Annotated in this window: 11 protein-coding genes; 5 read left to right on the forward strand and 6 right to left on the reverse strand. The window is 69.4% G+C overall.

Annotated features, from left to right (window positions below; all coding sequences use genetic code 11):
• Positions 1-34: 34 nt before the first annotated feature.
• Positions 35-337, reverse strand: coding sequence for a hypothetical protein (locus KO481_RS30515; RefSeq protein WP_215922107.1), 303 nt, complete (start codon positions 335-337; stop codon positions 35-37).
• Between KO481_RS30515 and ppc the strand changes: the two genes are divergently transcribed.
• The gene (gene ppc, locus KO481_RS30520) at positions 245-3,067 is read left to right on the forward strand and encodes a phosphoenolpyruvate carboxylase (protein ID WP_215921907.1); all 2,823 of its coding nucleotides are present in this window, start codon (positions 245-247) and stop codon (positions 3,065-3,067) included. The two genes, KO481_RS30515 and ppc, sit on opposite strands and share 93 nt — an antisense overlap.
• An 86-nt stretch (positions 3,068-3,153) precedes the next feature.
• On the opposite strand, the gene KO481_RS30525 is transcribed toward ppc, so the two are convergent.
• Positions 3,154-3,597, reverse strand: a complete 444-nt coding sequence (locus KO481_RS30525; protein ID WP_215921909.1) for a DUF8021 domain-containing protein — start codon at positions 3,595-3,597, stop codon at positions 3,154-3,156.
• 40 nt (positions 3,598-3,637) lie between these two features.
• Complete coding sequence (locus tag KO481_RS30530; protein WP_245401699.1) at positions 3,638-4,450, reverse strand: alpha/beta fold hydrolase; 813 nt, start codon at positions 4,448-4,450, stop codon at positions 3,638-3,640.
• A 278-nt stretch (positions 4,451-4,728) separates the two neighbouring features.
• On the opposite strand from KO481_RS30530, the gene KO481_RS30535 reads away from it, so the two are divergent.
• Positions 4,729-5,469 carry a GbsR/MarR family transcriptional regulator gene (locus tag KO481_RS30535; RefSeq protein WP_215921911.1) on the forward strand — a complete coding sequence of 247 codons (741 nt, stop codon included), beginning with the start codon at positions 4,729-4,731 and terminating at the stop codon, positions 5,467-5,469.
• 188 nt (positions 5,470-5,657) lie between these two features.
• Here KO481_RS30535 and KO481_RS30540 read toward each other — a convergent pair whose 3' ends face one another.
• Entirely contained in the window at positions 5,658-6,626 is a 969-nt protein-coding gene (locus tag KO481_RS30540) for a sigma-70 family RNA polymerase sigma factor (protein WP_215921913.1), read from the reverse strand.
• 231 nt (positions 6,627-6,857) lie between these two features.
• Positions 6,858-8,375, reverse strand: coding sequence for a DUF7782 domain-containing protein (locus KO481_RS30545; protein WP_215921915.1), 1,518 nt, complete (start codon positions 8,373-8,375; stop codon positions 6,858-6,860).
• Positions 8,376-8,534: 159 nt separating this feature from the next.
• On the opposite strand from KO481_RS30545, the gene KO481_RS30550 reads away from it, so the two are divergent.
• Both KO481_RS30550 and KO481_RS30555 read left to right on the forward strand, forming a co-directional pair.
• The gene (locus KO481_RS30550) at positions 8,535-9,152 is read left to right on the forward strand and encodes a DedA family protein (protein WP_215921917.1); all 618 of its coding nucleotides are present in this window, start codon (positions 8,535-8,537) and stop codon (positions 9,150-9,152) included.
• A 145-nt stretch (positions 9,153-9,297) separates the two neighbouring features.
• The gene (locus tag KO481_RS30555; RefSeq protein ID WP_215921919.1) at positions 9,298-9,924 is read left to right on the forward strand and encodes a putative glycolipid-binding domain-containing protein; all 627 of its coding nucleotides are present in this window, start codon (positions 9,298-9,300) and stop codon (positions 9,922-9,924) included.
• 4 nt (positions 9,925-9,928) lie between these two features.
• Here KO481_RS30555 and KO481_RS30560 read toward each other — a convergent pair whose 3' ends face one another.
• Positions 9,929-10,588, reverse strand: a complete 660-nt coding sequence (locus KO481_RS30560) for a GntR family transcriptional regulator (RefSeq protein ID WP_215922083.1) — start codon at positions 10,586-10,588, stop codon at positions 9,929-9,931.
• Between the two features lie 162 nt (positions 10,589-10,750).
• Here KO481_RS30560 and KO481_RS30565 point away from each other — a divergent pair, with 162 nt between their 5' ends.
• A complete protein-coding gene (locus tag KO481_RS30565) occupies positions 10,751-11,575 on the forward strand; it encodes an HpcH/HpaI aldolase/citrate lyase family protein (RefSeq protein ID WP_215921921.1) in 825 nt (274 codons plus the stop codon).
• Positions 11,576-11,633: the final 58 nt, after the last annotated feature.

Below are 11,633 nucleotides of genomic sequence, written 5' to 3' on the forward strand. Positions count from 1 at the left end.
CGGCCGGTGCAACTGGTCCCGCGGGCGTCGAGGTTCAGACGCCGCCCGCGATCCGCTCGACGGCGTCCAGTACCCCGGGCAGCTTGGTGAAGCCCTCATCGGCGAGGAAGTGGCCGCCGCCGGGCACCTCCACGAGGTCGGCGGCGAACCCGATGGCCCTGTGCCCGAAGCTGATCGCGCGATCTGTTCCCGCCTCGGCCGCGCCGGACCCCGGCCGCTCGCCCCGGGCCGATACGCTGGGCTCATGCGCGAAGATCAGATAGAGGCTGCCACCGCGCCACTGCGGGACGATATCCGTTTCCTGGGAGCGATCCTGGGGGACACGATCCGCGATCACGAGGGGCCGGAGGTGTTCGACCTCATCGAGCGGGTCCGCGTGGAGGCATTCCGGGTGCGCCGCTCCGAGGTCGAACGCAGCGCGGTCGCGGATATGGTGCGCGACACCGATATTCGCGTCGCGCTCCCGCTGATCCGGGCGTTCAGCCACTTTCTGCTGCTGGCGAATCTGACCGAGGATCTGCAACGCGACCGCCGGCGTGCGGTGCACATCGCGGCGGGGGAGCCGCCGCAGGAATCGAGCCTGGCCGCCACCTACCGCAAGCTCGATGCCGCACGCCCGGACGGGGCACTGGTCGCCGATCTGCTCGACGACGCGCTGACCTCGCCGGTCATCACCGCCCATCCGACCGAGACCCGCCGCCGCACGGTGTTCGACGTGCAGTCCCGCATCACCGATCTGATGCGCCGGCGGCAGCACTACGCTGCCCCCGATCCGCAGTACGCCGAGATCGAGGTGGAGCTGCGCCGCCAGATTCTGACGCTGTGGCGCACGGCCCTGATCCGCCTGGCCCGCCTGCGGATTCAGGACGAGATCGAGGTCGGCCTGCGGTATTACGACCTGACGCTGCTCGAGGTGATTCCGCGGATCAACGCCGACGTGCGCGCCGCACTGCGGGCGCGCTGGCCGGACCATGCCCTGCTGCAGCGCCCCATGCTGCGGCCGGGCTCGTGGATCGGCGGGGACCGTGACGGCAACCCGAATGTCACCGGAGAGGTGGTGCACCGTGCAACCCGTCGGGCGGGCGCGGTCGCCTTCGGGCACTACCTGACCGAGCTGCTCGAGCTGGAGAAGACGCTGTCGCTGTCGGTGCGCCTGGCCGCGGTCACCGACGATCTCGCGCGCCTGGCCGCGGCCGGATTCGACCCCCAACGCTCCGACGAGCCGTATCGCCAGGCCCTGCGCGGTATCCGGGCCCGCCTGACCGTGACGGCCGACCGCGCGCTGGGCGAGGTCCCGCTCGACGGCATCGCTCCCGGCGAGCTGGGGCACGTCGAATCGGATCGCGAGAGACGTTCCGGCACAGGAGATCCCGAGTCCGCGCGGGTGGTCCCGTACCGCGACCCGCGGGAACTGCTCGACGACCTGGACGTCGTCGACGCGTCGTTGCGCGCCTCGGGCGACGGCCTGCTCGCCGACGACCGGCTGGCCGCGCTCCGCGGCGCGGTCGACACTTTCGGATTCCACCTCCAGGGCCTGGATATGCGCCAGAACTCCGAGGTGCACGAGCAGGTCGTGGCCGAACTGCTGGCCTGGGCCGGGGTGCACGGGGACTACGCGAGCCTGCCCGAGCCGCAGCGGATCGAGCTGCTCGCCGCCGAACTCGGCACCCGGCGCCCGCTGCTGGGACCGGACGCGCGGCTGAGCGAACTGGCGGCCAAGGAGTTGGGCGTGCTGCGCGCGGCCAAGGCCGCCCTCGACGATCTGGGCCCGGACACGGTGCCCAACTACATCATCAGCATGTGCACCTCGGTCAGCGATCTGCTCGAGGCCGCCCTGCTACTGAAGGAGTCCGGCATCCTGGACCCGGGCGACGCGCAGACCGCGCCGAGCAGCCCGGCCGGGGTGGTGCCGCTGTTCGAGACCATCGAGGATTTGCGTGCCGGTGCGCAGACACTGGTCGCGGCCCTGGAGGTGCCCGCCTATCACCGTCTGATCGCTGCGCGCGGCATGCGGCAGGAGGTGATGCTCGGCTACTCCGACTCCAATAAGGACGGCGGGTATCTGGCGGCCAACTGGGCCCTGTATCGCGCCGAACTCGATCTGGTCGAGGCCGCGCGCAAGACCGGAATCCGGTTGCGGCTCTTCCACGGTCGTGGCGGCACCGTTGGTCGTGGCGGCGGTCGTAGTTACGACGCCATCCTTGCCCAACCGGCCGGTGCGGTCCGGGGCGCGCTGCGCTTGACCGAACAGGGCGAGGTCATCTCCACCAAGTATGCCGAGCCCGGCACCGCGCACCGCAATCTGGAGTCGCTGGTCGCGGGCACGCTGGAGTCGACGCTACTGGACGTGGAGGGCCTGGGCGCCGACGCCGAACCGGCCTACGAGCTGTTCGACGAGCTGGCCGAACTCGCGCGGCGGGCCTACGCCCGGCTGGTGCACGAAACACCCGGCTTCGTCGAGTATTTCCGCGCCTCGACCCCGGTCGCCGAGGTCGGCGACCTGAATTTGGGCAGCCGCCCGGCCTCGCGCAAGCCGACCAATTCGGTGAGCGATCTGCGCGCGATCCCGTGGGTGATGGCGTGGAGCCAGTCGCGGGTGATGCTGCCTGGTTGGTACGGCACTGGTGCTGCGCTCGAGCAGTGGGTGGGGGACGATCCGGCGCGGCTGGCGACGCTGTCCGAGCTGTACCGGCGCTGGCCGTTCTTCCGCACGGTGATGTCGAACCTGGCGCAGGTGATGGCCAAGGCGGACCTGGACATCGCCGCCCGCTATGCCGAGCTGGTGCCGGACGAGACGTTGCGGGACACCATCTTCGGCATGATCCGCGAGGAGTTCGATCGCACCGTGCGCATGCACGCCGCCGTCACGGGCAGCGACCATCTGCTGGCCGATAATCCGGCGCTGGCCGAATCCATTCGCAACCGCTTCCCCTACCTCGAGCCGATCAACCAGATGCAGGTGGAACTGCTGCGCCGCCGCCGCGCGGGCGACGACTCCGAACTCGTCGAGCGCGGAATCCTGCTGACCATGAACGGCTTGGCGACGGCGCTGCGCAACTCCGGATAGCGCAGCCAGCCACGACCGACAGGTCGATGGGATTTGAATGGCCGTCGGCCCACTCCACATCGACGGCGACGACCGCGGCCTCGGGATCAGGACAGCGAGATCGGCACGATGTCGGCCACGATGCGATGGATCGAGCCGTCCGGGATGTCGAAGGTCTCGGTGATCGCGACGGTGACCAGGCGTTGTCCGGCGATCCCCGAATCCAGGTGGTATCGCGCGGTCACGACGGACCCGGTGTCGCTCAACCGGACGTCGTAGATGCGTTGGACGAGTTGGTATTGCGGGCCGGTGTCCAGATCGTGGGTGAGTTGCGGGCCGGAGTAGCCGGTCTGGATTCCGGCCTCGACCCGCGTGCAGTCGGGTGCGAAGGGAACATTGCTCGCGTCGTGTGTGAGCAGCGCGTCGAGATAGGCCATGGCGATGGCCTCGCGGGGGTCGCTGGGAATCATCGGCACCGCGGCCGCGGCGCCCGCCCCGGCCAGTGTGGCCGCGAAGGCCAGCGCCAGAACTGACACCCGTTTCATTTTCATGCCGTGATCGTAGGAGATCGCGGTGTCCCGCGACGGCCGTTCAGCCGATCTCCGGATCTTCGGCGGCCAGCTCGCGGACCACGTCGGCGACGGCCTTGAAGTCCTTGCTCAGGATCTTGGCGTGGTTGCTCGCGACCTTCGCGCTGACCTTCAGGTTCGGGTTGCGGGCCAGCACCGGCTCCAGCGAGGCGCGCATCGCCTCCATCTCCTCCGCGCCGCCGCCGAGACTGGCGCCGGTGGCCTGGAGATAACGCACCTGGTAGCTCGCGCGTTCGAGGATGGGTTCGATGGCGGCGTTGAGTGCGTTCTGCTCGATGTTGACCTCGATGTGCTGGTCGACGGTCATGCGTGCGGCCAGGCCCAGCGGGCGCAGGATCGGCAGCATCGGGCGCATCGGACGGAACAGTTTGCGGATCCGCTCGGCGCCCTCCTCGCCGGTCAGGCCGTAGGGGACCGCGCCGTCGAGGGCGACGATGCCGCCGGCGCGGGCCGGATTGCGATCGGCCCAGTGCACCGCGACCAGCGCGCCGTAAGACCAGCCCACGAAGATCGGCCGCTCCACGGTGCGGGCCGCGAGGACGGCGTCGACGTCGCGGACGCACGCCTCGAAGGAGTAGTCCGCCGACTGCTTCGACTTGCCGCGGGCGCGTTCGTCGAAGGCGATGTGCCGGTATTCGGGGCCGAGTTCGGCGATAACGCGACGGAAGTGCTTCTGGTCGGCGTAGGTGCCGTTCAGGTAGACGACGGCGCGGCCCGTGCCGCCGGTGTCGGTCACGTACAGCTCGGTGTCCTCGACCGGCACCATGCCGGTCCAGGTCGACGTGGCCGAGTTCGAAGCGGTTGATTTCCTCATCGTGAATCTCCTTGCGTGCGATGTTCGAGCCGTGGGCCGAAATCTTTTGAAAATCTCTGAACATCCACGACGGTACATTGCGTTTATAAATTGGTCAACACTTCTGTTTGGTGTGAATAGTCGGTTGGAGCAGCGAATTCAGATCTGCATTGCAATGAGAATGACAGTGAATGCAAAGATTGATCTAGAGCCTTCTTTGCAATGAGCTCGGGCCGGCCGCATACTGGGCTACAAACGCGGGGCGGCCGCGACCATCCACGGACGGGAGACCAGCACCGATGCCCGGAGGCAGACTCACCGATGCGGACCGTCGGCAGATCGCCGAGGGGCTGGCCGAGGGGCTCGGATACGCGGAGATCGGCCGGCGTCTGGAGCGGCCCGCCTCGACCATCATGCGGGAGGTCACCCGCAACGGCGGGCTCGACGACTACGGCGCAGACCGCGCGCAGCAGGCCACCCGGGAGCGGGCGCGTCGCCAGAAGCAGACCCGTAGCGCGCCGCCGCCGGTCCCGGAGGGCGTCGGCGGGCGCGACCCGCGAGTGGTCCGGGATATCACCGAATCGTTCACCGAAGTTCTTGTGCAGCAGGCGATGCCGCGGATGGAGGCGCGGGTGCTGGCCTGCCTGTACGTCACCGACTCGGGCACTCTCACCGCCGCCGACCTGGTGCGGCGGCTGGGTGTCAGCCCCGCGTCGGTGTCACACGCCGTCGCGTTTCTCGAACAGCAGGGAATGCTTCGGCGGGAACGAGATTCGGGTGAACGCCGAGAGCGCTACGTTATCGACGACGAGATCTGGCTCCGGAGTCTGCTGGCCACCGTGCAGGCGAACAATGCCCTGGTGGCCGAACAGCGGCGCGCGGCCGAAATCCTCGGGCCCGCAACGCCTGCGGGCGCGCGCTTCGAATCCTCCGCCGAACTTCTCCTGCTCGTGACCGAGGCCTTCGAGCAGGCCATGGACAAGTGGCGAAAGCGTGGGGGCGCAGCGGGTTCGGGTGGTGCCGGCGCGCGATGGTCGTGAAAGCCCATCGAAGTTACTGCAGCGCCGGTCGGTTCGCGCTGTGCCCGGAGGGGACGGGACGCGCGGACGCCGACCGGCGCTCGAGGTGATCGTTATCCCAGTGATCACCGCGGTGGTGCTGGGCCGGATTCCGGACGGCCCAGCGTCTGCGGGGCCCGCGGCGGTGTGGCGCCGACGGGCCGGCTCTCTCAGCTAGCGTAGGCGCGCAGCCGGTCGGCGCGCTCGCCCTTGCGCAGCTTGGCCATGACTTCGCGCTCGATCTGGCGCACTCGCTCACGTGAGAGACCGAACAGTTTGCCGATCTGGTCCAGTGTGCGGGGCTGGCCGTCGTCCAGGCCGAAGCGCAGCCGGATGACCTGCTGCTCGCGCTCGTCCAGCGTGGCCAGCACGCTACGGACGTCGTTGTGCATGATGCCCGCGATGACCGCGCTCTCGGCGGAGGTGGCCTCGGAATCCTCGATGAAATCGCCGAGGGGAGCCTCCTCGTCGCTGCCGACCGGCATGTCCAGGCTTACCGGGTCGCGGCTGTGGTCGAGCAGGTCGGAGATCTTGTCGACCGGAATGCCCGACTCGTTGGCCAGTTCCTCGTCGGTGGCCTCGCGGCCGAGCTGCTGGTGCAGCTCGCGCTTGATCCGGGCCAGCTTGTTGACCTGTTCGACCAGGTGCACGGGCAGCCGGATGGTGCGGCTCTGATCGGCCATGCCGCGGGTGATGGCCTGACGGATCCACCAGGTGGCGTACGTGGAGAACTTGAAGCCCTTGGCGTAGTCGAACTTCTCCATCGCGCGGATCAGGCCCAGGTTGCCCTCCTGGATCAGATCCAGCAGCGGCATGCCGCGGCCGGTGTACCGCTTGGCGAGCGAGACGACCAGACGCAGGTTGGCCTCGAGCAGGTGCTGGCGGGCGGACTGGCCATCGCGGACCAGAATGGCTAGATCGCGCTTGCGGGTTGCGGCCAATCGCTTACCGGTCTCCAACAGATGTTGGGCGTAGAGACCCGCCTCGATGCGCTTGGCCAGCTCGACCTCGTCGGCGGCCGTGAGCAGCGCGGTCTTGCCGATTCCATTCAGGTACACGCGTACCAGGTCGGCTGCGGGGCTCTGGGCGTCGAGGTCCTGATCGCTGGCGCGCACTCCAGTGGTGGCGGGGCTTGTCATGACTTGCCTCCTGTCGGTGGTGTCTCACTCCGAACAACGGACCCGACATCGGAAAAGTTCCCCGCAACCGCCCCGATAAACCGTGCTGAGCTGCGGCTTTCGGCACACCCATCTGAGAAGTTCCTAAGAAGGGCGCGGATTGGGAACGGTACGGTGCGCCAGTTTCGTCTCGGAGCGCCCACCGTCTCCCGACGGTGACCGGAGCCGAACCGGCCCGTTATCCGGCGCGCCTCACACCGGGTGAATCAGGCCGTGACGCACCAATCCGGTGACGATCGTCAGTGCGGCGGCGCGGAACTCGGGTGTGGCCTCCGCGCCTGTGTGGCCGACCGCGAGCAGGTCGACCAGTTCCTGCAACGGCAGGCCGTCCGCGCGCATTCCCGCGAGCAGCGCCGCGGTCGAATCGTCCACCTCGTGCTGCCAGCGCGGCCCGTCGCCGCGGTGCAGCCGCGCGACCCGCTGCTCCCAGCCTTCCTCGCCGGTCAGGTACACCCGCTCCAGCGCGGTCGCGGCATCCACGCGATAGCGGGACTCCCAGGTCGCGTCGGGGTCCGCGGCCACCGCGCGCAACCAGGCCGAGCGCTCGAAGTAGGCGATCGCCTCGGGGCCGAGCGGATCGTCGAAGCCGTGCGTGAGGTCCTCGGCCAGCAGTTCGGTGGGCCCGTCGATGGCGCGCAGATAGACGAATCCGAATCCGATGCCCTCGACCTGCGCGGCGTCGAACGCCGCCAGCCAGGCCTCGGCGCGCTGCTGCGCCTCGCGATCGCGCGGATCCAGCCCGGCATCGCGCAGCCAGGTGCCCACGTACAGGGCCGGATCCGCGATATCGCGCTGCACGATCCAGGCGTCCACGCCGCGATCGGGCAGCCACGAGGACACCCGGGCCCGCCAGTCCTGTCCCTCGCGATGCACCCAGGAGGCCAGCATCGTCGCGGTGCCGCCGGGCGCCAGCAGCGCCGGGGCCTGGGAGATCACCAGCTCGCTCGCCCCGTCCAGGGCCAGGCCCGAGTCGCGGTAGGTGTGCTCGATGCGTGCGGGACCGACCACGAACGGCGGATTGGCAACCACTCGATCGAAGCGGCGCCCGGCCGCGGGCTCGAACCAGGATCCTTCGAGCAGCTCGATGTCCAGGTCGTTGAGCGCGGCGGTGGCCTGCGCGAGCCACAGCGCCCGCGCGCTGATGTCGGTGCCCGTCACCGCGTTCGCGTAGCCGCAGGCGTGCACGGCCTGTACTCCACAGCCGGTGCCCATGTCCAGGACCGAACCCGCCGGGGCGGTCGGGGTGGCACGCAGCAGCGACAGCGAGGCATGGCCGACGCCGAGCACATGATCGTGGGTGAGGCTGCGGCGCTGCACCGAGTCGTCGAGATCGGAAAGGACCCAGCGGTTTCCGGCGCCCAGGTCCAGGGGCCGCAGATCGAGCGCGGCCCGGATCCGGTCGCCGTCGCGCGCAAGCAGCCCGGCGGCGACCGCGCGATCCAGGTCCAGCGGCGCGAGCGCGGCGGCCACCCCGCGCTCGGGCTCCGGATCGCCGAGCAGCAGCAGCCGCACCAGCGTGCCGAGCTCGCCCGCGTCCCGCACCGCCCGGCGCACCGGCACGGGCTCGGACCGTCCCAGCGCCGCGTGCGCGTCCCGGCCCAGCACCTCGAGCAGGGTGTCGGCGTCGTAGCGCGTCCGGACCAGCGCGGTGCGCAGGTCGGGGGCGAGCGCGGCCAGCGGTGAAAGGACGGCGGTCGGATTCGTCGGCATGCCCCGAACTTTGCCAGGCCGGGTTGATCGCACCTGGTAGCGGGGCCGTCCGAGGCCGGCGTGGAGCGGGCCTGGCGACGGTCTCAGCGTGCTCTCAGCGCCGCCTTGCCACTGTGGCGTGGTGAATTCGAATTCCCGCGCAATCGCCGAGGCGCCGCGATGCAGCATCTGATCCTCACCTACGGCCTCACCGCGATTCTGCTGCTCATGGCTGCTGAATCCGCATGCATACCGATCCCGTCCGAACTCACCATGCTGCTCGGCGGCGCATTGGCGGCCGGTGCGGTGAGCGGGCCGCACCCCAGCCTGATCGCCGTCATCGCCGCGGGCACCGCGGGCAATGTGATCGGCAGCTACGTGGCCTGGCTGGCGGGCCGTTACGGCGGCCGTCCCGCGCTGCACCGCTGGGGCCGCTACATCTTCCTGCGCGAACACGAGATCGACCGCGCCCAGGACTGGTTCGTCCGCCGGGGTAGCGCCTCGGTGTTCTGGGCCCGGCTGCTGCCCGGCATTCGCACCTTCATTTCGCTGCCCGCGGGCATCGCGGGCATGCCCGCAGGCCGTTTCGGCCTCTACACCCTGGCGGGCTGCCTGCCGTGGACCGCGGCCCTGGCCCTAGCGGGGTACGGCGTCGGCGCCAACTGGCAGCATCTCGAGAAGACGCTGCAGGGACCCAGCTACATCATCGCCGGGCTGGTGGTCGTGGCGATCGCGGTCGGTATGGGCGTCGTGCTGCGGCGTCGCCGCCGGGGCGCCCCGAGCGGCGCGAATGCCTAGCCTCGGGTACCGGTCGAGGGCCCGAATCCCGCACTGCGGATGGGGTATCCGGGACATACTTGATCCGGCGGCAGGACGGCGCCGCTGACCTTTCTGCCGGATGCGGTGCTGGACAAGGGATCCGGCGGCGACGAGAGGACCTCGCGTGGGCATCGATCGCTTCGTGCTGTGGCAGGTGGTGGAGACCGCGGGGTTCGAGGCGGCATGGGTGCGGATCGACGGGCTCGAGCTGCGTGCCGACGGCACCGTGGCGGGGCAGCTGCCCGAGCCGTACCGGCTGTCGTACGAACTGCGCACCGACGAGCGGGCGGCCACCGCGCGGCTCGCGGTCGCCTGCACCACCGGGAGCGGGGAGACCCGGCTGGACCTGCGGCGCGACGAGCACGGGTGGACCGTGAACGGACACGCGCGGCCGGATCTGGCGGCGGCGCTGGATTGCGATCTGGCGTGCTCTCCGCTGACCAATACGATGCCGGTGCTGCGGCACCGGCTGCACCGCGAGCCCGGAACGGAGCGGTTCACGATGGCGTTCGTGGAGGTGCCGAGCCTGCGGGTGGTCCCCTCGGTGCAGGCCTACACCCATCTCGGACCGGAACCGGGCGGTACGCGAGTTCGGTACGCGTCGGGGACGTTCACCAGTGAGCTGCTGTTCGACGGCGACGGGCTCGTGATCGACTACCCGACCATGGCGCACCGCATCGACCCGGTGGAATCGGTTACCGCGCAGGAACGTTCGTCGGGCGCGGGCTCGGTCCGGCCCGGCACACCGTGACCTCTTACCGGCCCGGCGCGGCCGAGCTGCTGTGCTCGTCGATGTCGAAGAGTTCGCCGATCAGCCCGCCGAGGAAACGTCGGTGCTGCGAGGAGATTTCGGCGGCGGCATCGCCGTCGCCCGCCGCGCACAACCGGATCAGGTTGTCGTGGTGCTCGAGGGCGTCCTGCCAGCCGCGCAGGCTGGAGAACTTGCGGTAGTAGATCCGGTGGATCTGCGGATGAACCTGCTGGATAAGCCTTTTGAGCAGCGGGTTGTCGGCGGCGTCCACGATGACGCCGTGCAGGACGTCGTCGGCGGCCAGGGCCGCGCCGATGTTGTCGGCCTTGATCGCCTGTGCGAGATCGTCATTGGCGCTGCGCATGAGAGCGATGTTGTCGGGAGTGAGATTGGGCACGCCCGTCTTCACGGCCAGCTGGTCCAGTACCTCCAGCACGGCCAGCGTCGATTCGACATCGGCGCGGTGCAGGGGCGTGATGCGGGTGAAGGCGGCCGGCTTCGCCTCGACCAGCCCGGTGTCGATCAGCCTGGCCAGGGCCTCGCGCACCGGGGTTCGGCTCAGGCCCAGCTGATCGGCCAGATCGGCGTCGCGAACCTTGGATCCGGGGGCGAGTTCACCGGTGACGATCGCGTCGCAGATCCGATCGAACGCCACATCGCTCATGCGCCGTCGCTCCACGCGGTCACCCAACATATTGGATACTGTACGTCCGCTTTACCGGCAAGATATATCTGGGATCGAGTGACGTCGTCCACAGCCAATATATTGGATGTGGTGTACTGTTCAACGCGGTTGGCGTACCGAATCGAGAGGAACGAACACCGTATGACCCGTACGTCCGCGCCGGAAACCGTCACGGTCCCGGCGATCCACGCCCGCTCCTGGCTGTTGGTCCCCGGTTCGCGCCCCGATCGGTTCGAGGACGCCATGAATTCGGCGGCCGACGCCGTGATCTTCGATCTCGAGGACGGCGTGATCCCGTCCGCGAAAAGCGAAGCCCGCGAACAGGTCACCGAATTCTTCGCGGCCGGCGGCGTCGGCTGGGTGCGTATCAACAACATCACCACCGCGGACTGGGCCGCCGATCTCGAGGCGTTGAGCGGCGTCACAGGCCTCCACGGCGTGATGCTCGCCAAGACCGAGTCCGGCGAGCAGGTCGATCGCACAGCCGCCGCGCTCCCGGGCGTCCCGATCCTGGCCCTGGTCGAATCGGCCCGGGGGATCGAATTCGCCTTCGACATCGCCTCGGCCGCTGCCACGGTCCGGCTGGCCTTCGGCACCGGGGACTACCGCCGGGACACCAACGCCGGCGCGGACGCCCTGGCGTACCCGCGCAGCCGCCTGGTCGTCGCCAGTCGCGCCGCCGACATCGCGGGGCCGATCGATGGACCGTGTGTCACGGGCCCGGCGGAGCTGCCGGGGGAACTCGTGGTGACGAAGTCGATGGGAATGAGCGGCAAGCTCTGCATGCACGCCCGCGACACCGCGGTGGTCAATCGCGCGCTGAGCCCGCAGCCCGACGAGATCGCCTGGGCGGCGGAGATTATCGGCCGGCTCGGCGCCGCGGGCGAGAATGTCGCCGACGGAAGCGATCTGCCCAAGCTCGCCCGGGCGCATCGGATCAACCGGATGGCGGCCGTCTTCTCCTGATCGCCGTTCGGCACGCAAGGGGCCAACACGCCGCGCGGCCGGTGAACACAGTGCGGAT

The organism is Nocardia albiluteola (assembly GCF_018860155.1).
GTDB lineage: Bacteria > Actinomycetota > Actinomycetes > Mycobacteriales > Mycobacteriaceae > Nocardia > Nocardia albiluteola.

Excerpts from the sequence above, each read along its gene's own strand:
- KO481_RS30535 (WP_215921911.1), top strand. The coding sequence starts at position 4,729 with ATGCCCGGAGGCAGACTCACCGATGCGGACCGTCGGCAGATCGCCGAG.
- KO481_RS30560 (WP_215922083.1), bottom strand. The coding sequence starts at position 10,588 with ATGAGCGATGTGGCGTTCGATCGGATCTGCGACGCGATCGTCACCGGT.
- KO481_RS30530 (WP_245401699.1), bottom strand. The coding sequence starts at position 4,450 with ATGAGGAAATCAACCGCTTCGAACTCGGCCACGTCGACCTGGACCGGC.
- ppc (WP_215921907.1), top strand. The coding sequence starts at position 245 with ATGCGCGAAGATCAGATAGAGGCTGCCACCGCGCCACTGCGGGACGAT.
- KO481_RS30540 (WP_215921913.1), bottom strand. The coding sequence starts at position 6,626 with ATGACAAGCCCCGCCACCACTGGAGTGCGCGCCAGCGATCAGGACCTC.
- KO481_RS30545 (WP_215921915.1), bottom strand. The coding sequence starts at position 8,375 with ATGCCGACGAATCCGACCGCCGTCCTTTCACCGCTGGCCGCGCTCGCC.
- KO481_RS30565 (WP_215921921.1), top strand. The coding sequence starts at position 10,751 with ATGACCCGTACGTCCGCGCCGGAAACCGTCACGGTCCCGGCGATCCAC.
- KO481_RS30550 (WP_215921917.1), top strand. The coding sequence starts at position 8,535 with ATGCAGCATCTGATCCTCACCTACGGCCTCACCGCGATTCTGCTGCTC.
- KO481_RS30525 (WP_215921909.1), bottom strand. The coding sequence starts at position 3,597 with ATGAAAATGAAACGGGTGTCAGTTCTGGCGCTGGCCTTCGCGGCCACA.